Raw genomic sequence first — 26615 nt, forward strand, 5'->3', positions numbered from 1 at the left:
AAAAAATTTTTCACCCCTGTTGCTGCAGGGTTTCCAGCAGGCCGCTGCGCCGTTCTACCCGACGCCCGATGGCCTGCTCAAATACACCCTGACCGGTCTCCAGCAGGGTAAACCAGTCCCTGGCCCGGGTAATGCCGGTATACAGCAGCTCCTTGGTCAGGATCGGATTCAGCACGTGCGGCAATATCAGTGCGGTATGCGCAAACTCCGAGCCCTGAGATTTGTGTACCGTCATGGCAAACACGGTTTCCACGTCACTGAGCCGGCTTGGCAACACAAAACGCAGCCCGTCGCTGCCGTCGTTGCGGGGGAACGCCACCCGCAGCACGGTGCGGCCATCACCTTCCGGCAGGCGCAGGGCAATGCCAATGTCGCCGTTCATCAGCCCCAAGCCGTAATCGTTACGGGTAACCAGTACCGGCCGCCCCTCATACCAGCCTTCTTCTGCTTCCAGCAGGCCGCGCCGGTGCAGCAGGCCGGCAATACGCTGGTTCAGTCCTTCAACGCCCCAGGGACCACGCCGTACCGCGCACAACAGCCGAAACCGGTCAAAGGCCGTCAGTACCCTGCCGGCCCACTGATGCCAGGCAGTATCATCAAAGGCAGTGCCAGTTGCCGGTCGTTCACCGTGCAGCTGCGTCAGGTAATCACCGTAGCCTGCCGCTGCACCGCGTCCCTGATGCAGTAACCGGTTAAGCGCCCTGTCCTGCTCGCCTCTGACGCGCACCGAGGCCACCTCGTCAAACCGCTGCAATTGCTCCCGGGCCAGGGCGGGCTGCTGACCATTGACCGCCTCGGCCAGCCGGCCAATGCCAGAGCCACCGGCAAAACGACGGGAGTAACGCAGCATCAGCACCCGCTGAGCCAGTGCATGACGGCCGGGCTCACCGGGCACCAGAGACGGATGTGCCACCCGTTCCCCACTGACCTGCTCCAGCCAGGCCAGCCGCTCAGGGGTATACAGGCCCTGCTCGGCGTAACAGCATAAATCTCCCAGCAGGGCCCCCGCCTCCACCGAAGCCAGCTGATCCTTGTCGCCCAGCATCAGCAGCCGGGCATGGCTCGGCAGCGCCATCAGCAGACTATGCATCATTTCCAGATCGATCATCGAAGCTTCATCCACCACCAGCACATCCAGCGGTAACGGATTACCGGCATGATGACGGAAGTGGCGGCTGCCCGGCAGACTGCCCAGTAACCGGTGCAGAGTACTCACCTCCGCGGGAATATGCGCACGCACACGCTCGTCTACCGGTAATGAGGCCACCTGAGCGCCAATTGACTCGGTCAGCCGGGCTGCCGCCTTACCGGTAGGGGCCGCCAGCCGGATCCGCAGTGGCTGCTCGGCGGTGCTTTGCAACAGTGCCAGCAACCGCACCACCGTGGTGGTCTTACCGGTGCCCGGCCCGCCGGTGATCAGGGTAAAGCCGCTGCTCACTGCCAGCGCGCAGGCCAGCTTCTGCCAGTCAGTCTGGCGCACGCCATCCAGCATTAATGGCTCAGGAAACAACCGCTCCAGCCAGCAGTGCAGATCGGCAGGCACCGTCCGGTCATCATCAATACGGGTGCTCAATGCCCGGGCTACCCCTTGTTCATAACGCCAGTAACGCCGCAGATACAGCCGCTCACCTTTCAGCACCAGCGGCCGGTCCGGCTCACCCGCTGCGGCCACCAGGGCACTGTCCGCCAGTGCCGCCAGCCAGCTTTCAAGGTTCAGATCCGCCAGCTGCGTTGACGGCAGCCAGGCATCCGCCAGCCCGTCTTCCCCTTCCGGCGGCAGCGACAGGGCAAAGTCGGGCTCGGCCAGGGTCGCCGCCAGATCCAGACAGACATGACCATGGCCCAGCTGATGGCTGGCCAGTGCCGCCGCCAGCAGCACCCGGGCATCCGTCTGCGGTACCTGCTCCGCCAGGAAATGCGTCAACGCCTGGTCCAGCGGCCGCAACCAGCCCAGGGTCACCCAGTGCTCCAGCAGCTCAAGCAAGCCGGACGGTGTGGTCTCCGTGGTGATCATGCCTGCATCTCCTCGTGTTGGTCGCCATCAAACAGTGCATTCAGGGTTTCTATCAGCATCCGGGGAGGTCTATCAAACCAGCCGGCCCCGGGACAGCGGATAAAGGCATAGAGCGCACCGCCCATGTGGGTGTCGTAATCATAATCGGGCAAGCGCAGCAGCAGTTGCCGGTGTAACGCCAGTACATACAGCACATACTGCAGATCGTAACGATGCCGGATCACCTGCTCCACCATGGCGGCCTGGGTATAGTCCGCATCATCCGGCCCCAGCCAGTTCGATTTATAGTCCACCACGTAGTAACGGCCTTCATGTTCAAACACCAGATCGATAAAGCCCTTGAGCATGCCGTTCAGCCGTCCGGAGGCCAGTGCTGGCCGCTCCCGATCCGGAAGAATATGACGTCGTACCAGCGCATCCAGCTCGGCAATGCGTACCTGGCTGACTTCCAGCCAGAATTCCATTTCCGGCTGAAAACAATCGAGCTGCCGCAGCGCCGGCCCCTGTTCAAACAAAGGCGTGGCCAGCAGTCCCTGCAGCCAGCCGGCAAGGGGATCCGCCCACTCATCCATGCCCCGTAACTGGCAGCGACGGGCCAGCTGACTCGCCAGCTCATCCGGCTGCTCCGTCAGGGCCAGCTCCAGCAGGCCGTGCAGGAAGGTTCCCGCCGCCGGCCCTCTGGGAAAACGGTGCAGGCCCGGTGCTTCATCAGGCCGTAACGGCGTAAAGGGGCGCTCGGTATTGTCATCACCGCTTTTACCCGTCTCTGGCCGCTCCGGCGAGGCATCATCAAAGCGCCGGCCGGCATCATCCCGGCTGAGCAGCGCACTGTATGAGGCAATCCACCAGTGTTCTGCCGCCGCACGAAGCGGCGTGCTCCACATCGGTGCCGGGGGCGCACTCTGTCCGGCCAGCAGCTGCGTATCATTCGCTTCCGGAGCCGGGCACAGTGCCGTATGTTCGCTTGCCAGCGGCTGCAGCCAGTCCTGTAAATTCCCCTGCAGTACCGCACCGCCACCCAGCAAGCGACCCAGGGCGGAATCGTGCAGACGTGAAGCTTTACCATTACCCACGGCAATATCGGCCAGTCCCAGCCAGCAAGCATAACGGGCACGGGTAAGGGCCACGTACAGCAGCCGCAGATCTTCCCCCAACCGCTCGCGCTCGGCCTGTGCCTTCTGCTCCTCTGTCGGGGTCAGCACCAGGCGCTTGCGGCCGTTTTCATGCAACTGCACCGCACTGCCTTTGGCCCCACTTTCTCTGAACGAACAGATAAACGGCAGGAATACCAGCGGATATTCCAGCCCCTTGGATTTATGAATGGTCACCACCCGCACCAGATCCGCATCACTTTCCAGCCGCAATACCTGTTCATCGGCGGCCTGACGTTCGCCGTGAATGCAGTCGGCCAGATAACGGATCAGCGCCTGCTCACCATCCAGACCAGTGGCGGCCTGCTGCATCAGCTCCGCCAGATGCAGTATATTGGTGAGGCTGCGTTCGCCTTCCGTGCCTCGCAACAATCGCGCCGGCAACTCAAAATCGTGCAGCAGCCGGTGCACCATGGGCAGTACCCCCTGACGCTGCCAGATCCGGCGATACGCCAGGAACTGCATACCTCTGTCTTCCCAATGGCGCTCATCCTGATTCAGCCGTTCCAGCTCGGACAGGCTCAGCCCCAGTGTGGCAGTGGCCAGCGCCGCCCTGAGCCGGTCATCCTGGCCGGGCTCGGCGCACGCCTGCAGCCAGAACAGCAGATCACCGGCTTCAGGACTGGCAAATACCGAGTCCTTGTCGGACAGATACACACTGCGTACTCCCCGCTCCGCCAGCGCTTGGCGAATGGCCTGAGCCTCACGAAAACTGCGTACCAGCACCGCCATGTCACTAGGTTGCACCGGCCTCATCCCCTCGGCGCCGGCAAAGCCGGCCCGGCCTTCACTGCCCAGGCTCAGCAAGTGGGTCATCTGGCTGGCACAGCGTCCGGCCATCTGCTCCACATAGGCACCGCCCGAAAACGGCTTACCATCCTCACTGTCAAGCTGCCACAGCACCAGTGCCGGCCCGGGGGCGTGGTCACACTGCCATTGTTGATCACGGCCCCGGGCCTGCACCGGCACAAAGGGCAAAGGGTTGTTACCGTTTTCACGGAACAAAAAGGCCCCGTCGGCATGCGCTTCGGCCCGCTCAAACAGCTGGTTAACCGCCGAGACCATGGCCGAGGATGAACGAAAGTTGGTATCCAGGGTGTAATGCCGGTCTGCGGTCGCAGCCCGGGCGGCAAGGTAGGTATAAATATCGGCACCGCGGAAGGCGTAAATAGCCTGCTTGGGATCACCGATCATAAACAGACCACTGTCGCGCCGGTTCTCCGCCACCCGGTAAATGGTGTCAAAAATGCGGAACTGCAGCGGATCCGTATCCTGAAATTCATCGATCAGCGCCACCGGAAACTGCTGGCGGATAACGTCTGCCAGATGCGGACCATTCTCTCCCGCCAGCGCATCATCGAGCCGGGAAAGCATGTCGTCAAAGCCCATCTCGGCCCGCCGGCGCTTTTCCAGCTCAAAATGCCGGTGCACATTCGCCGCGGCATGGCGCAGCGGCGCTTCCAGCGGGGCAGCCAGCGCCGCCAGCTGCGCCGGCAGCGTGTGCATGGCCGCAAAGGCAGGGTGAACAGGTGCATCGGCGCTGTCTTTCCAGGCTTCCGTGATCCCGTCCGGGGTGAGGCGATAAACCGCAGCCTCACTCAGGGTCAGTTCAATGGCATCGCTGCCGAGCCAGGCCCGGATGGCCGCCAGCCAGCCGTCCGTACGTTTGGCCTGCAGCCATTTGCCGTGCACCTGTTTGGCGGCAATGGCCGATTGCAGCAGATGCTCAATCTCATCCACCCAGGCTACCCAGGGAGCCTTCAGCTCCTGCAACTGGGCTTCACGCTCGTTCAGGCTTTGCGTCAGCAGCTCCCCCAGTCCGCCTTCGGCCCCGTCCGCCTCACTCAGCAGCGGCCTCAGCTTAGGCAACAGCGCGTCCGGCGTCTGCCAGTGTGCCAGCACCCAGTCCAGTGCCGCCCCGTCCAGGCAATAACACTGACGACGCCAGTAGTCCCGTACCACGTCGGCCAGCAGCTCACTGTGGTCGGTCTGCAGGGTCTGGGTAAACAAGCTGCCGCTGTCAAAGGCGTGCTCCCGCAACATGCGCTGGCACCAGCCATGAATGGTGGACACCGCAGCCTCATCCATCCACTGAGCCGCAATATCAAGACGATAAGCACAGCCGGGCCACTGTTCAGGGGGAACTTCATCCCGCAGGGCAGCCAGCAGATCATCACCGCCGGCTTCACCGCGAAACACCGCCGCCGCTTCCACCAGCCGGCTGCGAATGCGATCCCGCAGCTCCTGAGTGGCGGCATCGGTAAAGGTTACCACCAGAATTTCCGGCGGCAGCAGCTCGCGGGCAAAGCCCTGCTCGCCGCCATGCCCCAGTACCAGCCGCAAATACAGCGCCGAAATAGTAAAGGTTTTGCCAGTGCCGGCACTGGCCTCAATCAGCCTGCTGCCATACAGCGGGAAGGTCAGTGCCAGCGGACGTGTTGCACTCATGATAATGCCTCCTGAGGCAGCGGCTGCGGGCCATGCTCCAGCAACGGCCGGTATAACCGTTCGCTGAAAAGGACAAAGGTGCCATCGGCATTCAGGCTGTCAAAATCGGGAAACTGCCGCATCAGCACGCCGTTTTCCGCCCGTTCACCCCGGCTGTGATAGCCATCACCTTCATAGGTTTTACGGGCCGCCGGCAAGACGTTGGCCTCATGGGATTGTTCGAGTGCGCTGAAGGCGGTTTTCAGGGCCACCGGCAACGGGGCTGTCATGCCTTGCTGAAACCCTTCCAGCCAGTCCTGCACCACGGCCTGAGCCCGCTCTTGCGGGAGGGGGGCACCATGCAGGGTAATGTCTTCGCCTACCAGGTAAAGGCTCAGCTCAATACCGGAGGCACAGGCCACCACCTGCGCCACAAAAGGCCGCAGCAGGCGGTGCCAGCGCAGGCTTTTACCACTTTGCAGATCGCCGGGTTGCAGCTCAATCAGGGCAAGCCGGCCATGGCCCTGACACAGCCCGCCCAGCCAGCCTTCCAGCTGCATGCCCTGATGACTGACTGACAGAGGTAGCGGAGAGTCAAGCCGTTCCGGCCAGAGATGACAAAGGGCATGATAACGTGCCAGCTGTTCCGGCAAGTCAGTCAGCAGCTCGGCTCGCACCCGCTCACCAAAACCGGCCAGAGGCAATCTTCCCTGCCCCTGCAACCGGCCCGCCGCCCGGCTCAGGGCGTCATGCACATCATCGGCTCCGGCGGCAGCATCGAGCAGCTCTCTTTTAATCACGTAGCGTTCAAGCCCGTCCAGGGCGAACGGCTCTTCATCCTGTCCGGTGGCCGGGGCCTGCTCCAGCACCACCTTTAACCGGCGGGAAAAAAAGGTGGCCACCGGCTGACGCAGAAACTGCTGCAGTTGCTCCAGCAACACCGGGCCATCCGCCTGCCACGGCGGCAGTGCCGCATTATGGCTGGCCGTGCCATCCTTGACCTGCACCCACTCCCGGGCATAGCTCTTCAGCGGACCGCTTTCCGTAAAATAACGCCGGCTGAACGGCTGTAACGGGTGTTCTGTGGTAATGGCTTCCAGCAGGCTGGCACCGCTTTGCAACTGCCAGCCTGCCAGATGATCCCGCAGCTGGCCCACCAGCACCGACGGCGGTCGCTCGGTGTTATCGCGAATACTGCGGCCCACCCAGCTGATATACAGCCCATCCCGGGCCGAGAGCAGTGCTTCCAGCATCAGGTAACGATCATCCTCCCGGCGGGAGCGATCCCCGGGACGGTAATCCCCGGCCATCAGATCGAAATCAAGCGGCGTCACGCTGCGGGGATAGTCGCCATCATTCATGCCCAGCAGGCACACCCGGCGAAACGGAATGGCCCGCATGGGCATCAGGGTACAGAAATTAACCGCCCCGGCCAGAAAACGCTGGCTGAGGCGTCCCTGATCCACCCCGCCCAGCCATGCTTCCCGTACCACGGTCAATGGCAAGGGCTCGGTAAGATCCACGCCGGCACACAATGCCTGCCACTGCTCCAGCGCATCGGTCAGGCCGGCCACCAGCGCTTGTTCGTGGTCGTTATCGGGCTCAAAAAAACGGGCCATCAGCTCATGCAGACGTAATGCCCAGTCGGGAGCCGATACCGCCTCGGTCAGGCTGTCGTGCAAGGTATCAATGGCATTAAGCAGGTTTACCAACGGACCTATCATGGCTGCATCCAGTCCGCCGATTTCATCATACGGCTCAATACCGGCCCAGGCGTCCCCGGTGCCCACGGCATAACCCAGCAGCATGCGCCGCAAGCCAAAGCGCCAGGTGTTTTGCTCCAGCTCGGCGGGCAGGCCGAGGGCGGCCCGCCGACGGGCATCCAGCCCCCAGCGCACCCCGGCTCCCTCTATCCAGCGGCGCAGCACCGGCAGATCCGCCTCCTTAATCCCGAAACGCCGGCGCAGTGCGGCCACATCCAGCAGATCCAGTACTTCGCTGACCGGCAGCCGACTGTCGGGCAAACGCAGCAAATGCTCCAGCGCAATCAGCAGCGGCTCACTGCCCCGGCTGCCCTGATCCGCCAGGGTAAAGGGGATAAAACGATCATCGTCCCGCTCATATTGACCAAACACCGCCTGAATATGGGGCGTATAAACGTTGACATCGGGCACCATCACAATGATATCCCGGGGACGAAGGGTCGGGTCTGCCGAGAATCGCGCCAGCAGTTGATCGTGCAGTATTTCCACTTCCCGCTGGGGACTGTGGCCAATATGAAACTCAATGCTGAGCTGCGCTTCAGTCAGCGCCGGCCAGTGCTCGCGACTTTCCGCCGATGGTCGCAGATGAAGCATGTCATCCTGCAACTGACCCAACAGGTGAGCGGTGTTGCCATCGTCAAACAAATCGATGCGACTGCCAATGGCATTAAAACGGGCACGGTAGCTGTCAGGGTCGTCCAGACTGTCGAGCAGGTTGATGTAATCCCGCCCCTGTTTGCCCCAGGCCGCCAGCAAGGGATGAGCATGCTGGTGCAATTGTGCATCGCTGAGCCCCGGAGGCTGACCGGCCTTGCGGGCATGACGGCGATACTGATGACGCAGCAGATCCTGATCCGGCACAATGTCGCCCCAATGATGCTGACAGGGATTGTGCACACACAACAGCACCTGAGTGAAACGGGCCATGGCGGCCAGCGCCTCCAGGGTCTGCGCCGGCAGTGAGGAAATACCGAACACCACCACCCGGCGCGGCAATCCGGCTGGACGCTGTTCGCTTGCGCGCATATGCGCCACAAAACGCGGATGAACCCCGGCCCGGCTGCCCGCCAGCTCCTGCTCGCCCACATCATTCAGCAAGGTCCGCCACAACGCCGGCTGCCACAGCACACTGTCATGCAGTGGCTGCTCGCCTCGCCGGCCGTGGATCATCACGTCCTTTCCGTCTGCCCAGGCAGACAGCCAGTCGGCCCGGTAAACCTGATACTGATCAAACAGATCCGCCAGCCGTTCAGCCAGCTGATAGCGTTTCCGGCCATCACTGTCATCCTGTAAAAAATGCGCAAGCGGTGCAAAACACGGCTCGGTAACCAGCGAGGGCAACAGCCGCATCAGCCGCCAGGTCAACGGAGCCTTGTCCAGAGGAGAGAGCCGCGGGATGGTATGACTGCCCAGCACGGCACGGTAGCTCTGCCACAAAAAGCGCGCCGGCAGATCCACCTGCACTGCAGCGGCAATACCGCCGCTTTGCCTGGCGGCCAGCGCCAGCTTAAGCCACTGCGCGATACCGTTGCTTTGCACCAGTATTACTTCATTTTCGAGGGGGGCCAGCGGATAACGCCGCATCCAGGTCACGGCCAGTTCTCTCAGCGCTTCAAGGTGATTACCATGCACCACCATCAGGCCGGGGCTGAGCCCGTTATTGTTCTGCATTGCGAGTCCTTGTTTCCCGTGCATGACCCTCATCATAATGCCGAATCCATGCGACATTAAGCATCGTCTGTGCCAATGGCTAAAAAGCCGCCGGCAGCCCATTCATTGCCATCAGGCAATAAATGGTTACAATTCTAATCTTTTCTGCTCAGCAGAAACGTGGCTCAATTCCTTTGACCCCATGGAACGGTAATAACAAGGATTCATTAAATGACGATAAAAAAGGAACACAGCGTTCATTTAGGTGATTTTGATACGGTTCTTCCACAACCGCAGCCATCCGGCGACACTCCCCCCGACACCCGTATCGATCGCTTTACTTTCTTTTCAGTGCTGTTCATTCTGGCCGCCGTTACCCTGCCACTAGTGCTGTTTCCCGAGCAGGGCGCCAGCTGGGTTGCTCAGGCAAAAACCTGGATCACCGATACCTTTGGCGTCTTTTACCTGGCGCTGGGCCTGATCGCCGTGATCTTTGTGATTTACATTTCGTTCTCAGATATTGGCAATATCAAGCTGGGCAAGCCCGAAGACGAACTGGAATTCAAAAACGGCTCCTGGGCGGCCATGATGTTCTGCGGCGGCATTGGTGCCAGCATTCTTTACTGGGGCATCATTGAATGGGCCTATTACTATCAGGGCCCTCCCTTTGGTCTGCAGCCCGGTACGCCCGAGGCCATTCGCTGGGCCGCCACTTATGGTATTTTTCACTGGGGCCCGGTGGCCTGGTCAATCTATCTGATCCCGGCCATTCCTATCGCCTATTTCGCACATGTGCGCAACTCCCCCCGGCTGAAGGTCAGTCAGAGCCTGGCACCCTTGTTTGGTGAGAACTTCGCCACCAGTAACTGGGGCAAACTGGTGGACGTGTTCTTTGTGTTCGGCATGATAGGAGGCGGTGCCACTACGCTGGGCCTGGCATCGCCGATGGTGACCGAAGGATTGCACGAGCTGTTTGGCCTGCCGGTGAACGACTGGACCCGTGTCATGGTGTTGCTGGGCACCACGGCACTGTTTGCCTGGAGTGCCTGGCGCGGCCTGAAAAGCGGTATTCAGTTTTTTTCCAATATCAATTTTTACCTGGCCATGATCTTTCTGGCGGTGGTGCTGGTTGCCGGCCCGACCGGCTTTATTCTGAATACCGGGCTGGAAAGCATTGGCCGCTCTCTCACCCAGATGATCACCATGATGACCTGGACCGAATCGTTTGGCCCTTTCTCCGGGTACGGTTTTAATGAAACCCGCTTTCCCAAAGACTGGACCATTTTCTACTGGGCCTGGTGGCTGGTGTTTGCCCCAACGGTAGGTCTGTTCATCGCCAAAATATCCAAAGGACGAACCATTCGCCAGATGGTGGTGGGCTCCATCTTCTTCGGCTCACTGGGTTGTGCCGTATTTTTTGTGATCCTGGGTAACTACGGGCTTTATATGCAGCTGTCCGGCGAACTGGATATTGTCGGTATTCTTAACCAGCAAAGTCCGACCGCCGCGATTTTTGCCGTGCTCAATACCCTGCCCATGAGCTGGCTGATGATTGCTGTGTTTACCCTGCTGGCCATTATTTTCACTGCCACCACCTTTGACTCCATTTCCTTTATTCTGGCGTCGGTGGTGCAGCGGGAAGTCGACGGTGAACCGCACCGCTGGAACCGCCTGTTCTGGGCATTTACCCTCTGTTTTATGCCGGCAGTGCTGATGTTTCTGGGCGGCTTGTCGACGCTGCAGACCGCTTCGATTTTTGCCGGGGCGCCGCTGATCGTCATTATGGCCATGATGATGATCTCGATTATCAAAGCGGCCAAATACGATCTGCACTATCAGCCCGACTATTCCCTGAAAACCATCCATATTGAAGAATTGCCCGAATCGGCCCCCTGGGAAGAAGGCCAGACCTCGGAAGCACCGGAAGGCTCCGTACTGGCCCAGCAGGCAGAATACGAAGAAATCCGGCAGCAGCAGGACGAAGAGACGGACAAGGTGACCCCGCTGAAAGCCTGATCACCGCAGCACATCTGACCTGCCCGCCACCAAAAAGCCTGTGCGAACATCTGTAGTACCCGCACAGGCTTTTTTAATACTGGCATTCCCCTGCCCTCGGGCCGTTTCTGTCTGCTCCTTCACCCTGCGTTGTTGTTCCCGCTGCCGGACATGGCTTCTACCCGGGCAAACTCCACCCCCATGCCGTGCAACAGGGCTTTGCCCCTGGCAGTAAGATCAGAAATAAATAAAAACTGCTGACGCGGATCCATGGGGTACGCCTTAATACGGTAACGGCTGCCCCAGGGATGATCCTCCATCACCACCACCACCGGCCGGCCCAGTTTCAGGTAGGGGCTCGACAGTGCCACATCGTGCAACACCCGCTGCACCTCATAAGCATCGTGCTCCGGAGCCAGATAAAAGCTGGCGACACACATCAGGCTGGCACCGCCGTTGTTGGCATTGCGGATAAGGCCGTCCCACAGCTTTAAATGCGGCACGATCACCACAGTGTCGTCAGGAGTCACCATTTCTACCGCCCGCAGGCCAATATGACGCACTTCACCATAACAGCCGTCCACTTCAATCCAGTCTCCGGGCCGGTAAGGTCGCTCATACGCTGCTACCACGCCGGCAAACAGGCTGCTGACGTAGTCTTTCAGTGCAAAGCCCAGGGCCAGCCCCACGGCTCCCAAAATGGCCACCATATTACGCAGCGACGGCTCAATCAGCAGGCTGACTATCCACCCCAGGGCAACCGCGACCACCAGGATACGCAACGTCGGGATTAACGCCAGCACCCAATGCCGTCGTTTGCCATGCAGTCGGGCCGCCAGCAGGGGCAGCATGCGTTGTATCAGCCAGGCCAGCGCCAGTGCGACCGCCACGACCACCGCCAGTTCAATCATGAGTTCCGGCGTGATGCGGTGAAACAAATTACGGATTTTCTCGGCATCCATGGGCATGTCCTTGCTAAAAGTCGTCCAGACAGTGATCCCGCCCGGCCAGAAACTCACGCACTTCACCGTAGGCCACCGGACTGATCTGCCAGCCTGCCTGATGCTGAGCAACCAATCCTGACGCCAGTAGCCTGAGCAAACAGGCCGCCAGCTGCTCCGCTGCCAGCATGGGCAGCACCTGCTGCAACATCGGTTCACTCAGACCACGGTGCAATAACAGGGCATATAACACAAAGGCGTCGTTATCGTCGGTGCAGGCAGGAACATGGGGGAGCGACGGCGATGTGTTGTGCTGCGCTTTCCACAATGCCAGTGCCACACCGGCATTGCCTCTGGCCGTTGCCGTCAGGCGCAACAATTGCCGTTCTGTTGCCTCTATGCCCAACTCTCGCAGCAACGCTGGTGTAGCCGGTGCAAAGCAATAGACGGCGGTTAACCCGGGGTCAAAGCCCGCAGTGATAAACCGGTAAGTCCAGCTGTTACACACCACCAGACCGGGACCAAATGCCCCTTGCGCCAGCTGTATCAGCAGCCGTCGTAAAAAGGTCATGCCCCGGGCAGTGCGCAGAAAATAGCAGGTCAGATCGTCAATCAGCCAGGGGCCGTGTACCTGCTGAACCTGCCACCAGGCACTGACATCCGCCGTGAGCAACTGCGCCGTCGTGGGCGGTTCAAGCCGTGGCCATTGCCGCCACGCGGCCCAGTCTCTGGCAATATCGGCGACGGCGCTGAATGGCGGCTCCAGCAAAAAACGCACCTCCTGGCTTTCGCCCGGCCAGTCTTGCAGAAACCGGTCCAGCGCAAAGACCGCCGGCTCCCGGTTAAATCCAGCGTCGGCGGGCAAGTCTTCCGTGTTTCCCGCCTCGGGCTCTTCAGTTACCCCGAGCACCCGCTGTAGTGTATGCCAGCCGCGCTGCAGCCGGGTAGTGGCCGGTGGAGCCGGACACTGAAAGTCACTCAGCGGGATCAGCCGCCAGTGAGCATCAACAGCCATCGCATTTCTCCTGGTTGTATGGCACAAGGTGCGTTCATACCCGCAGTAAACAACATCAGTATAAGAACGATGTTCAGGCTGTTGCGGAATAATACCTTAGCCATCCCAGCAACAGGCCGGCAGCACACAGCCCCCAGACCAGCGTTGCCAGTGCCAGCGTGGCAAACAGACTGAAGCGGTAGCTGAACCAGTACACCGCCAGCAAGTAGGCTGCATAGGGTAACAAGGAATACAGCCCGAATAACGCGGTGACCCGTAAATCCGCCATGGTCCGCTCCGTTCCTACCAGATAATGAGCAATCAGCGCAAAGGTAGGGAATAAAGGCACCAGACCGGCAATAAAAAAACTTTTACTCTTGGATAACAGCGCAATCAGCAACACCGCCAGCGCACCCAGTAACGACTTTAAAAACAGCGACAGCACACCCGCTCCTCCGGTTAACCTGACCTCATGTATCCGTCTGACTATCTGCCGGCTCTCCCCGGTCACACTTTTTGCAATCCAGCAATACACCCAGCATGCCGGCCCGACCTTCGGCCGTGCTCACCCAGGGCCGGTTAATAAAAGGCGGCTGATGGCGCACATGCTGATGGTGACCACAGGCCAGCTCCGCAACCCAGTGCAGCTCATCATCCCGGTGATAACCGACAATGGCCTGGCGCATACTCAGAACTGCTTCAGCATGTTTTCGTCATACACACCGGCATCCAGGATGACACCATGCGTGTTGGCCAGATTATTCAGCTCGGTCTGCTTCACCGTCAGTTCATCCATGACGATGGTGTTGTCATCCAGTTGCCATAACTGGCGGGAACCGGCATAACAAAACTGCAGCACCTGCATGGCGGTTTCATTCCCCTGCTCCGCTGCTGCTTCCACTTTCCGGCGTTTGCGCGCAATTTTGTTCAGCCTTTGCTTCAATTCCCACACATACACCACTTCGGTCATAAAAGGATGCTGACGCAACCGGCTCAGCCCCGCCCCCACCAGCAGAGCGCCAAATACCACGCCCAGCAAATTCCAGTGAAAATGGCTGCCGGCGGCATTGGGGAAAAACGCAATCAGCAACTGGGCAATTCCCAGGCTGAGCACCGCCAGTGCCAGTGCAGAGCCAATAAACACCTTGTTAAGATGACGGCGATAACGCCCCTTATCTATCTCTTTAAGCTTCATAATCACCTGAGCAAATAAACAAAAACGGCCGCATTATAAGCGCGGCCGGGTGTTCTTGCTAACGCCGGTCAGCGCCGGCCCCGGAGCCTGTCCAGGCTCCAGCTGCCGCCACCGGCAAACACCAGATAAAAGAACACAAAACAGAACATAATGGCCAGTTCACCGCCATTGTTCAGCGGCCAGAATCCACGAGGGTGGTGCACCATAAAATAGGCAAACGCCATTTGTCCCGATAACACAAACGCCACGGGCCGGGTATACAGTCCGAGCAGCAGCAAGGCTCCGCCAGCCAGCTCCAGCACGCCGGCAGCCCCCAGCAGCGAGAACAACTCAAACTCCCCCCGGCTGGCTGCCGGAAAGCCCAGTATTTTCTGCCCGCCGTGCTGCATAAACAGAAATGCCGATATTACCCGCACCAGGCTTAATACCCGTGGCCGCCAGGCACTCAGAAAATGGTTCATGTTTTACCTCCTGTTCATCGGTTTTATTGTTACCGGATAGCATAAGCGACCAGACGCAGACGCAAACCAAAACCAGACGTTATTTCCGCAACCGCTGCCACCATTGCCGCAACGGATAAAACGTTTGCGCCATAAAGGTGCGCGGCAACCGGACAGTAGTGCCATACTCTGCCGGCCAATGCCCGGCAGGCATGTGATAGGTACCAAACAGCCAGTCAAACACCACGGTATGGGCGGAGTAGTTGGTATCCAGCGCCGGCTGTTCCGAGCTGTGGTGCCAGTGGTGAAACTGCGGCGTAACCAGCAGGTACTTAAGCGGTCCGAAAGGCAGGCCCAGATTGCAGTGAATAAGCACCGCCTGCAGTGCCGCAAACGCCACATAAGCGTTCAGTGCCGCCTCATCCGCCCCCAGCAGATACAGCGGTATCATGACCATGGCCCGCTCTGAAAACACCTGTAAAAAATGCCCGCGTGAGCCTGCCAGCCAGTCCATATGTTCTACCGAATGATGCACCGCATGCACCGGCCATAACCAGCGCACTTCATGGAACAGCCGGTGCTCCCAATACAGCACAAAATCAGCACAGAGAATAATCAGCACGACCTGCAGCCACACCGGCATGGACTGCACGGCTCCTTGCACCGCCGGACTGATGGCCCAGTCGAAATGACTGGCATGGTAGTTGGCATAGATAAGAATGGCCGAGATGGCCAGATGGTTAAAACAAAAATACAGCAGATCCAGCCCCCACTCCGGGCGCAGGATCACCTGATTACGGTATTTGGGGAACAGCTTTTCCAGAGTGGTAAAAATGGCCACCGAGCCCATAAAGGCCAGGATCAGCCAGTCAACCCCCAACGACAGCGTTTTGGGCTCCACAGGGCCCACCGGCACGCCATAGCCGCCCAGCGCAAAGGCGCACGACGTCAGGGCAATGCCCGCCAGTCCAAGCCGCCGGTAGCCATTCAGCGCAAAGGTCAGCACACCAAAAAACAGCGAAAAATACATGCCGTATTTCAGCACCTGCTGCAACTCACCGGCATCATACACCTGGCGCAGCTCGGTGGTGGTCAGCCAGGACGGATACAGATAAGCCAGTACCGCCAGCAGGCTGAGCGCCCCGAGAAACAGCGAACAATAACCACTGATCTTGCCCTCACCCAGGCGAAACGCCCGCCTGTCGTCAGACGGCACCTGCCGCTCACGGTAAACATAAGGATCCTTCATCACACAAACTCATCTTCAAAAGAAAAACACATGAACGCTTTAATGCTAATAACATCAATACTTTGAATCATTTTTCACCCGGCAATGCGGTAAATTCGGGCACCCTGTCCAGCTCACAGGCCCAGCCGGCACGGCTGCCGACAAACAGGCGCCCCCGGGGGCGCAGGGCGACGGCTGTATCCAGGCTGCCCGCCGGGGCCATCAGCCATCCCGCTGCGCTATCCTGCACCGGCAACGCCGAGCCGCAGCACTGGCAAAAGCCCCTGACGTGCCGGCTATCCGGCAACCGGAACACCTGCACCAGCGCTTCACCTTGCAGCCAGACCAGACTGGCCGAGCCGGAAAACAGGTTGGCACCATGGGCCGAGCCTGTGCCTTTCTGGCAGCGCCGGCAATAGCACAGGTAAAAGGCCGTAAACTCACCCCGGATCTCAAAACGCACCCCGCCACACAGGCAGGACCCGGTATGTATGCTACTCATGAACACCTCCCGGGGCGCCACTCGGGCCGGGCTCCTGTGTCCTGATACAAAGGTTTGTTGAAGCTGTCCCGCAATTCACTGAAGTACCACACCGTGGGTGGCAGATAGTGCTCATGTTCAGGGAAACAGCGCGCAAACTCCTCGCGGCAGGGGCCGGTAAAATCAGCCCTGGCAAGTGACGGATAGCGCCCGGTGCAGAGCGCCACAATGCGGTCAAAAAAATGACTGCCCATGAACTTGTCATAGGTGATACTGTGAAACTCGTTCGACTCCATACGGTTATAAGCATTCAGCCGGCCATCAACCAGCCCGAGATCGCGCCGGCGGCGCATGTCGATGCCCACACTCAGATCACGATGTACAATGCGGGCAATATTTCCGTCCTGGTTAATTTCCAGCAACACATTCTGCCCGTGGGGCTCAAGTAAATAACCAAACTGCCGGAACGCCTGCACCCAGTGGCGAATAACGGGAAACATGATCTGTTCCAGCACAAACGACAGCGGATCTCGTGTTCCGATCAGCTCAAACAACAGCGGCGGCATGTCGGGATGGAAAAAGTCGTTGCCATACAGTGCAAATCCTGGCAGCAAAGAACCGTTACCGGTCCCTTCCGGGAACGGCGTCATCTCCCGTACCAAATAACCCCAGTTCTCTCCCCAGCCCTGCTCATTACCCAGGCTCCGGTGCACCACGCCCAGCACCTCCCGCAGGAAAGCGAACTGCCCGTCCATTTGCTCAATGCCCTGCTCCAGCTCCCGGGACACATTGACCGCCTGCTCGATAACTTCGTCCCGCATTTTTCGCTCATAGCGGGACACCTGAAACGGAAAATGCACCTTCAGCGCATGAGCCGGCCCATGCTGCTGCACATACAGGGTTCGGGATGAAGAGCTGGGCACTACCGCCAGATCGCGGCATCGGGTGCCTGCGGCAAGGGTATGGCTGACATAAGGATCAGCAGACCGTTCCTGAAGAACCTGGGGATGCAGGCAAAAGCGCACCCGGTTTTCGGAAAGATATTGTTGCAGCAGTGCCGGCGAAGGATTGGCCACATATAGCTGCATCTGCTCCCGGGGCAACTCAAACACCGGCAACGCGAACCCCGTGTGCCCGGCATCGGGGCGATATTGATCCCGGGCTTGGGTATGATCGGCATAACGGCTGTAACTGCAGGTGCCTTCGTTACGGTATCTGTCGGCGTAGATCAGGGTCGGAATCATGGCCTGCGGGCTTCCACCGCCTCCGTAGGATGGTGAGAAAAGTATATTCGGCATCCAGCATCACTGCCATATACCGGCTCAGTGGCCGGCAAGCTTATATTGCGCCAGGAAGCGACTGTCCTGCTCCGACGTCTGCGGGCAGATAAAATAGGCAATATCGTCTCTGCGAGGCTCACCGGCCTGATGATGTTCATCTTCCCAGTACAGCACGGCATGCCTGATAAATTCGCCGAGATAGGTATGGTCCCAGGCATAATGACAAAAGCCATGATGCCCGGAAATATATGGAGAATAATCTGCCTGCGGTACAAAATCCGATACCCCATTTTTATAATCGGCAAAGGCATTTGCATCGGCCTCTGCCGATACCGGACTGGTAAAGTAGGCGACATCCCTGCGCGGCGGTAACGCCTGAGGCAGGCCGAACTTGTTACTCAGACCTTCACATTCCACCACAATCCATTTAATAAAATGGTCACCGATAAGATGATCCCACTTCAATGCAACAAACATGCGTGCTCCTTGTTAAAACACCGCCGGACAGATATAGAAAGCGGATTTAAACCAAAATATCCCGCTGCATAAATTGGGCTCCTGCACCATAGCTTGCACAAACCGTCGTATCCATGGGAATAAAACCCATTTTTTGCCAGAATATACTGGAATCCTGAACCGATACCAGCCGGATTTTACCGTATCCCAGCATACTCGCCGTTTTAATTAAATGATCCGTCATCACCGAGCCAACGCCATTCCCTGCCGCGCGCTGGCTGATCACCAAATCATGCAGAAACAGATAGTCACACCCCGCCTTTTGCGGAAGGGGTTTAAATAAACTGGGAGGTGACTCGCCACTCCAGGAGTGGGCCAGCAAGTAGCCTGCCAGTTGCTCACCGTCCTGATACACAAAACAGCTGTCGGGAGATCGCTGCCATTTACTCTGCAGCACCTCAAGGCTTTCTGGCGCTACTTCGGCATAGGCCTCTTCCTGCAATGTTAGAATAGCCGGCCACATGGCGTCCGTTACAGGTTTCACTGACATGCTCAGTCCTTAAAGTAATATGATGGCATCGGCACCGGGCGGCCATCTCATCATGTTCATCGCCATCGCGACTTATTCGCCGGCATCGGACCATGCCGCAAACTCATTACCACCCGGCTCGGTAAAATGAAAACGGCGACCACCGGGAAAGCGGAATATGGGCCTGACGATATTGCCACCCGCCTCACTGACCCTGGCAAGAGTATGTTCAAGATCATCGCTGTAGAACACCAGCAGCGCTGCACCATTGGCCGTACTGGAATACTTATCGGCCCTGAAGAAGCCACCATCCAGGCCCTGACCGGAAAATGCCGTGTACTCGGGCCCATAATCGGTAAACGACCAGCCGAATGCTTTTTCAAAAAAAGCTTTGGTGGCATTCAGGTCGGGTGATGAGAATTCAACATAATTCAGTTTTTCATGCTCGTTCATGGCATAGCCTCTTGTTAAGCCGCCATTCACCCCACCCGGGCAGCCTGAGCGCTTTACCGGCCGCCCTTGAACACCAGCAGCTCTCCTTTACCGACAGGAACCAGTGAACAGCTCAGATGTGGCTGGCCGTTCACCCAATCGGTAAATGGCTGAAGTTCATCACTGTGGGAAATGGCATTATCACACACCAGCAGACCACCCTCTTTAAGCAACCCGAACAGTGATTCCGCCAAAAAGGTATATTGCTTTCTGTCTGCATCAAGAAAAATAAAATCGACGTTACCGGGAATAGCAGGCAGCACCTCCGTCACATCCCCCGCCACCTGAACAATTTTGTCAGTCAGATTAACCTTGGTGAAATTCAACGCCGCCTCTGCTGCTTTCTGCGAGTTGGACTCTATGGTGTAAACCTTGCCATGCTCCGGCAGTGCCGAGGCCAGCCAGAGCGTGGAGTAGCCGTTGGACGTCCCTATTTCCAGCACCTGGCTCGCCCCCGTCGCTTTCACAAGAATAGCGAGAAACTCACCGGTATCACGGGTAATGTTAAGATATTTTCTGGACTTGTCCGGCTGGTTCAAATCATTGGCAACACCATGCTGCTCCAGCTGCATCATCATATCCTGAAATGTCATCGCAATGTCCTTCGCAAATATCACTGTGGAGTGTTAATGGCATCAGCCATAGCAGAACTCAAAAGAGTCTATTCTGGCGGGATGTGCAGGCAGGTTCAACCGTAAAAAAACCGGCTCTGCCCCAGTATTTACCGCGCCGTGTCCTTCACCGGCAGCAGACAAACGCCCCGAACGGGCCCTTGCCCGGGGCCGGCGAACTCTGTACGATACGCGGCCTTTTTGCTTGCGGGGCCTTGATATGATCGGATTTGACTATGGCACATCCAACTGTGCAGTGGGTGTAATGGATGGAAACCGGCCGGCGATTCTACCGCTTGGCGATCATGGTCGTTACATCGCCTCCAATTTGTATGCCCCCAGCCGGGAAGTGATCGTCAACTGGCTGTACGCTCAGTTGCCTCCGGCAGAGCAGCCCGCCTTCAAACAGCAACGTACCTTCGCTCTGCAAAAAGGACAGGCTGAAATCAAGGAGCTGGCTCTGGATGGCATTGCTGCCGACCTGTTCTTTGGCCGTGATGCATTAACCCACTACCTGCAGGAGCCCGACGAAGGCTACTACATCAAGTCACCCAAATCCTTTCTGGGGGCCAGCGGCCTGCTGCCACCGCAAATTGAGCTGTTTGAAGACATTGTTGCGGCTATGATGAGCAACGTAAAAAGCCTGACGGAAACCGCGCTTGGCCGCAGCGTCACCCGTACGGTTATTGGCCGCCCGGTGAACTTCCAGGGATTGCGCGGAGAAGAAAGCAACCGGCAGGCCCTGGCCATCCTGACCCGTGCCGCCAAACGAGTCGGCTTTAAAGAGGTAGAATTCCAGTTTGAGCCGGTAGCCGCAGGCTTTGAATATGAGGCCAGCCTCACCAAGGAAACCCGGGTTCTGGTTGTGGACATTGGCGGTGGAACCACCGACTGCTCCATGCTGCTGATGGGGCCGGAGCAGGCAGCCGCACAAGACCGGAGCCGGGATTTGCTCAGCCACAGCGGTGAGCGGGTGGGCGGCAACGATTTTGACATCGCCCTGGCACTGAAAGGCCTGATGCCGGTCTTTGGCCTGAACAGCTCACTGAAAAGCGGCAAGGCCATTCCGGTGAACAGCTACTGGCAGGCGGTAGCCATTAATGACATCAACCTGCAAACCGAGTTTTACAGTGCTGCCAACGGCCGTTTTCTGCAACAGCTGGTGCGGGATGCCGCCGAGCCCGAACTGGTTAAACGCCTGCATACCGTACAACAGCACAAACTCAGCTATCGGGTGGTTAATGCCGCCGAACAGAGCAAAATTGCACTCACTGAGCACGCCAGCCAGCAAGTGGATCTGTCCGACATTGATGATGGCCTCGCCGTGCTGCTGGACCGGGATGGCTTTGGCCAAGCCTGCCAGCGGGAGCTGAGCCGGATCACCGCGCTGATGCAAGACGCCATTACGCAAAGCGGCACTCAGCCGGAGGTGGTATTTGTTACCGGCGGCACCGCCCGCTCTCCGGTACTCAGCCAGTTTCTGCAACAGCAATTCCCTCACACCCCGATTGTGATTGGGGATCATTTCGGCAGTGTAACGGCAGGATTAACACGCTGGGCCAACACCATTTATTCCTGAACATGGATGACCATACAAGGCAGGAATAAGCTTGATTCTGGCTGTTAACAGTCAGGTTCAACGGCCAGTGGCACCTTATCTCGGCCCAGGGTTCCCATCAAGAGGCTCGGTGTGCACTGGCTAGGCAGCTGATAATTCCTTAACCATCAGTTCCCAGCTGCCGCCATGAAGACAGCCAGGATAGTCCACCACAGGCAGCGTCTCCCGAGTCTCATAGCCCAGCCCTAAATAAAGGCCTCTCGCCAATTGATTCTCTGACGCCACGATAAGACTCATTCTGGTAACACCATGAACAATGGCTTTGGCCTCTGCGTCCTTTAGCAGCCCGGTGGCGATACCCTGGCCACGATGTGATGCCAGGGTGGCAACTGCGTTTACATACCAGGTTCCGGGAGCCTTGGATTCCAGCACAACAAGAGGCCTGACCACTTCCGGAATATCGTCTAAATTATCAATGATATACGGATCGTCGAGCCGGTAAGAGAGGAGCATACCAACAACATCAGCTCCCTCTTTTACCACTCTCGCATTAGTGTAGCTAAAACCTCCATCCTCTCTCCCCGCACGCTGTATACCAATATCGGATGGAGTCTCTCCAGATCTGGTCATCCCAGACCACAAATAATGCGGTATGCCCTCCCCGGCCAGATTGATCAAGAATGCCAGATATTTTGCATCTTCTTTCTTCGCATTCTGTATATCCATAGACTCACCATCTTGAACTGAGGCATCCGCACCGTGGAAAACCCGCCCAGCGAATTTATTCCAGACATGCGTTTCAGACAGGTATGTTGACCACACAATGACCCTGTGATGGCAACTATCTCCATTATAGTAGTCTCGAAATCCGTACACCATCCAGCACAAGAACACATCAGCTGTCTACCTTCCAAGGCCAGCTGAATAGTCAGGCATCCCGGTCATTTATACTTGTTGTGAAAGTCTTCACCGCACATGAGCTTGATAAAATCATCAGTCACAGTTGTGACAGACAAGGGGTTGTCTCTGGCAACATAAATGAATAAATCTTTTTGGGGATCAGTGACGGTGCCATTAACCACACGTTCGGAGTCATAACTTACGCAATAGCCGAATGTATCCGCTGTTTTCTTATTTTTAACCGTCATCATATGATGGCAGGTGAAACGGTAACCTTTATTAGCTTCGTCTCATTCTTTTCCGGTTTTTTCCGTCCTGACAACAAGACGAGACAAACGATCAACGGCAGTAATGTACTCGTGCTCTATTTTTTCAATCACAAAAGCTTTATCCTCACCCGTCGCTGCCGTGTAAGTCATGCCTTGTTGTGTTTTTTCAATACTATAGGCTTCCCGGGCTTCAGGTTCTGCCACAAAAGGCGAAGCGTCTACCGCTATTTCAGCAAAGTCGCCCAACAGTTTGGCCGTTGACGTACACCCTGAAGAAACCAGCACAACCGCACCCAGCAGAGATAGTGATAAAGCACTTTTTTCATTTCAAGCCCTTAAATAAAAGCTAATATAGACAAGAATCAAAAAATAATTCTGTCTTAATCAATGAAAAAGAGCTACCCCTTCAGCCATTCAATCGCCGCTCCATAATCGTTAAAGGAGTGCACTTCCCCCGAGATAAACCAGCTGCCGACTCTTGATGCTAATTCTTGCCAGTTTTTATCACCATAAATAGCAACCTTCTCGATTTGACTCCCCATTTTCACACCCAGTTTAAAATCGTCCCAGGCAGCACGAAGCTCCCAACCAGCAAACGATGAAATATCGACCAATACCTTAACATGCTTACCCTTGACTCCAGCCAGAGCAGCGTCTAAGAAAGGGGTAATAGCCTGATAATCTTCATGGGTGAGCTTCCCTGTCGCCCTGAAAACAAGGAGAAATTCGGAACCAAAGCGCTCTATACCTATTGAGATACCGTGATGTTCGTTAGTCATAATAATGCACCGATGAATTGAATGAGCTTGTAACCAGGCAGGAACAACGCAAAGCAATCAGCAGTCAAAGTATCAGATATAACCCTCAATTACTTTGGGAACACTCCACTGATGTTAGAGTCATCTACCAGATGAAGTATAACCTCACTTTCAATTTTTGCAGGGCATCTTAATCATGCTTTGTTACCGTTAACACATACTGCTGACGACCAGCTCTGCCCTGAACAATTTGTAAAAGCTATCCCTCAATGTCACTGAGAAGAAGTTTGCAGCTGGCAGAACCAAAGAACACTGCAAATACCCCTTCAAATATCGCTTTGGATTTTATATACAGACTTCTTACCCCTGCATGAGAAAAAATAACCGCATAGCTAATGAAGATCACGGCACTGACCAGACCAACCACCACAACGACAGAAAGGAAATCTTTCGGTGTTGCCGTGTTGGGAACACCCATCGAATACAGAGCACCAAAGAAGAGGATTGCCTTTGGATTCGTCAAATGAATAAGCAAACCTTTCAAGTAATTACTTTTTTTTGAGCCTAACTGCACTTCCGGAATACTGTGTGACATCGGGTTCAGCGCTGATGTTAATGATTTGTACGCAAGATACAGAAGATAGAAAGCTCCCAAATACCTAAGAACTTCAAACAGCCAGACATTTGACCTCAATACCGCAGCCAACCCGAACGCAGCCAGGATTGACCAAATTAAAGAGCCGGTTAATACACCAAAAGCAAGATGTAAACCAGATAACCTTCCTTTCCCCATAGATGCTCCAGCGATAGCCAGTGTTGCCGGCCCCGGACTAGCAATCGCCGCTATCGCTGAAAATACGATAAGAAAATAATTTATATGCTCCATTTTCGACTCCATTCCCGTGAGTGGACTGCCCCGCGAAACAGATGACACACCCCTGCCTCAAACAGAAGCCCGTTCAGCGGGCCCGATATCATCAACCCCTCCGGCTCGGGCAAGGCCATGCGGTGTATAGAACCACTGCTTGATGCAACAGCTCAACCACCACAGCCAGATACAACCAACCCTGCCAGGTACAAATACAGGTAATGTCTGTCACCCAAGCTGAATCCGGTTGCTTAATTGCTATCGTACGCTTTTGGTGTCGGGTTGACCCCTGATTGCAGGGTGATCCGGTAATAACGGCCATCATCTCCATCCTTAGAATCATTATACGTGGCCTGCCAACCCAATTTTTGAGCTACTTTCTGGCTAGCAACATTATCATCCGCGATGAAAACCTGAACGGTTTCTAAATCGATCTCTGAGGATAACCTTTCAACTGCCAGCTCGCATGCCTTCGCAGCTATGCCGTTGCCCCAAAACTCCGATCTGATGAAATAGCCGAAATCCAGAACACCATCTATCTGTTTAACGCCGCAAAACCCGATGAATTCATCACTTTCAGCGTTGGCAATAGCGAAGCGATCCGGGTTAACGAGGGCATTCCCGAACCATGCACCTGCCTCACCTTCAGTCAGAGCGCGGCGAGGCCCAAGAAACCTCATTACTTGAGGATCGCCAAGCATGGCAATGACAGCCTCTTTATCCTCGTGACGAAGATTCCTCAGTTTTACCAAAATCATAGCCCTTGCTTCACCATGTAACTTTCCGGCAGCCTACACCGGTTAAGTTTCGTTGCCCCATACTATGTCAGGAAGATGGTTGTTATCCTCAATGCGATGCTTCACGATGGCGTCAGGTGGGAAGAAAAAACAGCATAAGATTAACTACTGACGCCATAGTCGTTTGTTATGTGAATTTTTCACGCGCCAAAAAGAGGTAAATGTTTACGCTGCTGATAGGTTAAAGCCAACTCTAAACAGGACTTGATTGCTGTTTCTGGCAACACTTGCGATATGGACAGAACGATTGCTCTGTTTCCCTGAAACACCAGTTCTTCACCATACAATTCTCGAAATGTATCGACTAACTTAGTTTGGCAATTAAAGAACAGGTAATAGTTGTTAGGAGATTTTAGCTTCCAGTCCATTCTTAGCGGGCTGCCTGTTTTTACACTATAGCTAGGTTCACCCCACTTTAGAGTTTCATCGACTTCACCCAGCTCCAAATCAGATGCGATTTGAAAGACTAGATTTCGTAGCTCCTCTAGCCTAACACGAGCATTTTCCGGATATTCATCGAAGCATTCTTTGACTACCTTGTTCACTGAAACCTCCTATTCACATAACGCGAAGCGAAGCGGCGGCCCGACAGGGGCGTGATCTTCCCCCGATAAATCGGACACGCTCTTCAACTACGCCACCAGGGCCTCATATTCAACTGGGATCATATAATTTAGACTTGAGTGCAGTCGAAATCGATTATAAAAATGCTGGATGTATCCGGCCAGTTTATCCCGCAGATGCATCTCACCATAAAAGCGGTTTTCTTTAATTAATTCACCCTTCAGGGTATGGAAGAATGATTCCATCTCCGCATTGTCTGTACACATTCCTGGCCGATTGGTACTGGCTCTGATCCCGTGTCGTTTCAGCAGGTGCTGTAATTCATGAGCACGATATTCAACTCCTCGATCCGTATGGAAGATCAGACCGGGCTTCGGGCGCCGGTTTCTCAGCGCCATTTGCAGAGATGCTTGCGTCAGAGATACCGTTTTACGCTTGCCCAGTAACCATCCCACGACACGGCGAGAATACAGGTCGATGACGGCGGCAAGGTATAGCCAGCGTGAACCGACCCGGATGTAGCTCAGATCCGCAGCCCAATGTTGATTGGGAGCTGTCGGCTTTGGCAGGTCTTTACGTAGATTCACCGACTTCTGATAAAAACGATGCAATCCAGCTACTTTGCGATACACCCGGGCGACGCGCGCTTTCAACCCGGCTTCCCGCATCAGCCGCTCAACACGCTTTCTGCCGACATGAATGCCTTGTCGCTTCAGAGCTTGATGAACCCTGGGGCTACCATAGGTTTCTCTGCTTGCGGTGAAAGTCCGTTTTATTTGCTCTATCAGTTCCTCATTGGCCTGGTCACGCCGGCTCGTTTTACGTTGTTGCCACGCATAGAAGCCGCTGGCGGACACGTTCAGAAAACGGCACAAACGTCGTACACCATAGTGAAAACGGTGCTGAGCTACAAACCGGAACAGTTCTTGCGTTCCTCCGTGAGAAACCGTTGCCACTTTTTTAGCAGGTCGTTTTCCTCCTTCAGCTCAGCAACCTGTTTTTCCAGGTTACGGATCCGTTCGTTTTCGCTCAGAGCTTTCGGCTTACTTTCCGCTTTCCTACGTTTGTCCGCCACGATCTTTCCTTCTCGATACTCTTTGCGCCATCGTGACAACATGAAGGGATGAATGTCCAGAGACTCCGCTACACCCTTCACACTTCTCCCGCTCAGGTACGTCAGCTTAACGGCTCTGACCTTGAATTCATTCGTGTATTGCCGAGTCTTCTTCTGGTTCTTGTACGCTGGCATTTCTC

25 protein-coding genes are annotated in these 26615 nt (G+C 56.3%); 2 read left to right on the top strand and 23 right to left on the bottom strand.

Annotated elements, in window-relative coordinates; translation table 11 throughout:
- Window positions 1-10 precede the first annotated feature (10 nt).
- From recD to recC, 3 genes are read right to left on the bottom strand one after another with little or no spacing between them, the layout of a single operon-like run.
- Complete coding sequence (gene recD / locus B6S09_RS13835; protein WP_094279079.1) at window positions 11-2014, bottom strand: exodeoxyribonuclease V subunit alpha; 2004 nt, start codon at window positions 2012-2014, stop codon at window positions 11-13.
- Window positions 2011-5613, bottom strand: coding sequence for an exodeoxyribonuclease V subunit beta (gene recB, locus B6S09_RS13840; protein WP_094279080.1), 3603 nt, complete (start codon window positions 5611-5613; stop codon window positions 2011-2013). The genes recD and recB overlap by 4 nt, the downstream gene beginning before the upstream one ends.
- Window positions 5610-9026 (bottom strand): exodeoxyribonuclease V subunit gamma, encoded by a 3417-nt coding sequence (gene recC, locus B6S09_RS13845; RefSeq protein ID WP_094279081.1) that lies wholly within the window; start codon window positions 9024-9026, stop codon window positions 5610-5612. Before recC ends, recB begins: the two co-directional genes overlap by 4 nt.
- Window positions 9027-9236: 210 nt before the next feature.
- Between recC and B6S09_RS13850 the strand changes: the two genes are divergently transcribed.
- Window positions 9237-11021 (top strand): BCCT family transporter, encoded by a 1785-nt coding sequence (locus B6S09_RS13850; RefSeq protein WP_094279082.1) that lies wholly within the window; start codon window positions 9237-9239, stop codon window positions 11019-11021.
- A 119-nt stretch (window positions 11022-11140) separates the two neighbouring features.
- On the opposite strand, the gene B6S09_RS13855 is transcribed toward B6S09_RS13850, so the two are convergent.
- From B6S09_RS13855 to B6S09_RS13915, 13 genes are all read right to left on the bottom strand, one after another.
- Window positions 11141-11962: a mechanosensitive ion channel family protein gene (locus B6S09_RS13855; RefSeq protein ID WP_094279083.1), complete on the bottom strand. Its 822-nt coding sequence runs from the start codon at window positions 11960-11962 to the stop codon at window positions 11141-11143.
- A 13-nt stretch (window positions 11963-11975) separates the two neighbouring features.
- Complete coding sequence (locus B6S09_RS13860; RefSeq protein WP_094279084.1) at window positions 11976-12956, bottom strand: hypothetical protein; 981 nt, start codon at window positions 12954-12956, stop codon at window positions 11976-11978.
- 73 nt (window positions 12957-13029) lie between these two features.
- On the bottom strand, window positions 13030-13380 hold the full coding sequence (locus tag B6S09_RS13865) for a GlpM family protein (RefSeq protein ID WP_094279085.1): 351 nt from the start codon (window positions 13378-13380) through the stop codon (window positions 13030-13032).
- A gap of 25 nt (window positions 13381-13405) precedes the next feature.
- Window positions 13406-13621, bottom strand: coding sequence for a DUF3565 domain-containing protein (locus tag B6S09_RS13870; protein WP_094279086.1), 216 nt, complete (start codon window positions 13619-13621; stop codon window positions 13406-13408).
- 2 nt (window positions 13622-13623) lie between these two features.
- Window positions 13624-14130, bottom strand: coding sequence for a DUF3087 domain-containing protein (locus tag B6S09_RS13875; RefSeq protein WP_094279087.1), 507 nt, complete (start codon window positions 14128-14130; stop codon window positions 13624-13626).
- A 68-nt stretch (window positions 14131-14198) separates the two neighbouring features.
- Window positions 14199-14591 carry a DoxX family protein gene (locus B6S09_RS13880; protein ID WP_094279088.1) on the bottom strand — a complete coding sequence of 131 codons (393 nt, stop codon included), beginning with the start codon at window positions 14589-14591 and terminating at the stop codon, window positions 14199-14201.
- 79 nt (window positions 14592-14670) lie between these two features.
- The gene (locus B6S09_RS13885) at window positions 14671-15819 is read right to left on the bottom strand and encodes a sterol desaturase family protein (protein ID WP_094279089.1); all 1149 of its coding nucleotides are present in this window, start codon (window positions 15817-15819) and stop codon (window positions 14671-14673) included.
- A gap of 67 nt (window positions 15820-15886) precedes the next feature.
- The gene (locus B6S09_RS13890; RefSeq protein ID WP_094279090.1) at window positions 15887-16300 is read right to left on the bottom strand and encodes a GFA family protein; all 414 of its coding nucleotides are present in this window, start codon (window positions 16298-16300) and stop codon (window positions 15887-15889) included.
- The gene (locus tag B6S09_RS13895; RefSeq protein WP_166670326.1) at window positions 16297-17523 is read right to left on the bottom strand and encodes an IucA/IucC family protein; all 1227 of its coding nucleotides are present in this window, start codon (window positions 17521-17523) and stop codon (window positions 16297-16299) included. Before B6S09_RS13895 ends, B6S09_RS13890 begins: the two co-directional genes overlap by 4 nt.
- 78 nt (window positions 17524-17601) lie before the next feature.
- Entirely contained in the window at window positions 17602-18036 is a 435-nt protein-coding gene (locus tag B6S09_RS13900; protein ID WP_094279092.1) for a hypothetical protein, read from the bottom strand.
- Window positions 18037-18082: 46 nt separating this feature from the next.
- A complete protein-coding gene (locus tag B6S09_RS13905) occupies window positions 18083-18565 on the bottom strand; it encodes a GNAT family N-acetyltransferase (RefSeq protein WP_094279093.1) in 483 nt (160 codons plus the stop codon).
- Between the two features lie 72 nt (window positions 18566-18637).
- On the bottom strand, window positions 18638-18997 hold the full coding sequence (locus B6S09_RS13910) for a VOC family protein (RefSeq protein ID WP_094279094.1): 360 nt from the start codon (window positions 18995-18997) through the stop codon (window positions 18638-18640).
- A 53-nt stretch (window positions 18998-19050) separates the two neighbouring features.
- The gene (locus B6S09_RS13915) at window positions 19051-19629 is read right to left on the bottom strand and encodes an O-methyltransferase (protein WP_094279095.1); all 579 of its coding nucleotides are present in this window, start codon (window positions 19627-19629) and stop codon (window positions 19051-19053) included.
- A 238-nt stretch (window positions 19630-19867) separates the two neighbouring features.
- Between B6S09_RS13915 and yegD the strand changes: the two genes are divergently transcribed.
- Window positions 19868-21226, top strand: coding sequence for a molecular chaperone (gene yegD / locus B6S09_RS13920; RefSeq protein WP_094279096.1), 1359 nt, complete (start codon window positions 19868-19870; stop codon window positions 21224-21226).
- Window positions 21227-21346: 120 nt separating this feature from the next.
- Here the strand turns inward: yegD and B6S09_RS13925 are convergent, their stop codons facing one another.
- The 7 genes from B6S09_RS13925 to B6S09_RS13960 form a co-directional block, all read right to left on the bottom strand.
- Window positions 21347-21931 (bottom strand): GNAT family N-acetyltransferase, encoded by a 585-nt coding sequence (locus tag B6S09_RS13925; protein WP_094279118.1) that lies wholly within the window; start codon window positions 21929-21931, stop codon window positions 21347-21349.
- Between the two features lie 464 nt (window positions 21932-22395).
- Entirely contained in the window at window positions 22396-22659 is a 264-nt protein-coding gene (locus B6S09_RS13935) for a hypothetical protein (RefSeq protein WP_134113991.1), read from the bottom strand.
- Between the two features lie 113 nt (window positions 22660-22772).
- A complete protein-coding gene (locus tag B6S09_RS13940; protein WP_094279099.1) occupies window positions 22773-23153 on the bottom strand; it encodes a SpoIIAA family protein in 381 nt (126 codons plus the stop codon).
- 238 nt (window positions 23154-23391) lie between these two features.
- Window positions 23392-24018, bottom strand: a complete 627-nt coding sequence (locus B6S09_RS13945; RefSeq protein ID WP_094279100.1) for a LysE family translocator — start codon at window positions 24016-24018, stop codon at window positions 23392-23394.
- Window positions 24019-24251: 233 nt separating this feature from the next.
- Window positions 24252-24758, bottom strand: a complete 507-nt coding sequence (locus B6S09_RS13950; protein ID WP_094279101.1) for a GNAT family N-acetyltransferase — start codon at window positions 24756-24758, stop codon at window positions 24252-24254.
- 179 nt (window positions 24759-24937) lie between these two features.
- A complete protein-coding gene (locus B6S09_RS13955) occupies window positions 24938-25342 on the bottom strand; it encodes a DUF1801 domain-containing protein (protein ID WP_094279102.1) in 405 nt (134 codons plus the stop codon).
- A gap of 87 nt (window positions 25343-25429) precedes the next feature.
- Window positions 25430-26610, bottom strand: a protein-coding gene (locus B6S09_RS13960) for an IS3 family transposase (protein WP_439331558.1) whose coding sequence is annotated in 2 segments (ribosomal slippage) — window positions 25430-26314 and window positions 26317-26610 — 1179 coding nt in all. Because the reading frame shifts where the segments join, the coding sequence is not laid out codon by codon here.
- Window positions 26611-26615 lie beyond the last annotated feature (5 nt).

Source organism: Oceanimonas baumannii (genome assembly GCF_002245495.1).
In the GTDB taxonomy this organism is placed as follows: Bacteria; Pseudomonadota; Gammaproteobacteria; order Enterobacterales; family Aeromonadaceae; genus Oceanimonas; species Oceanimonas baumannii.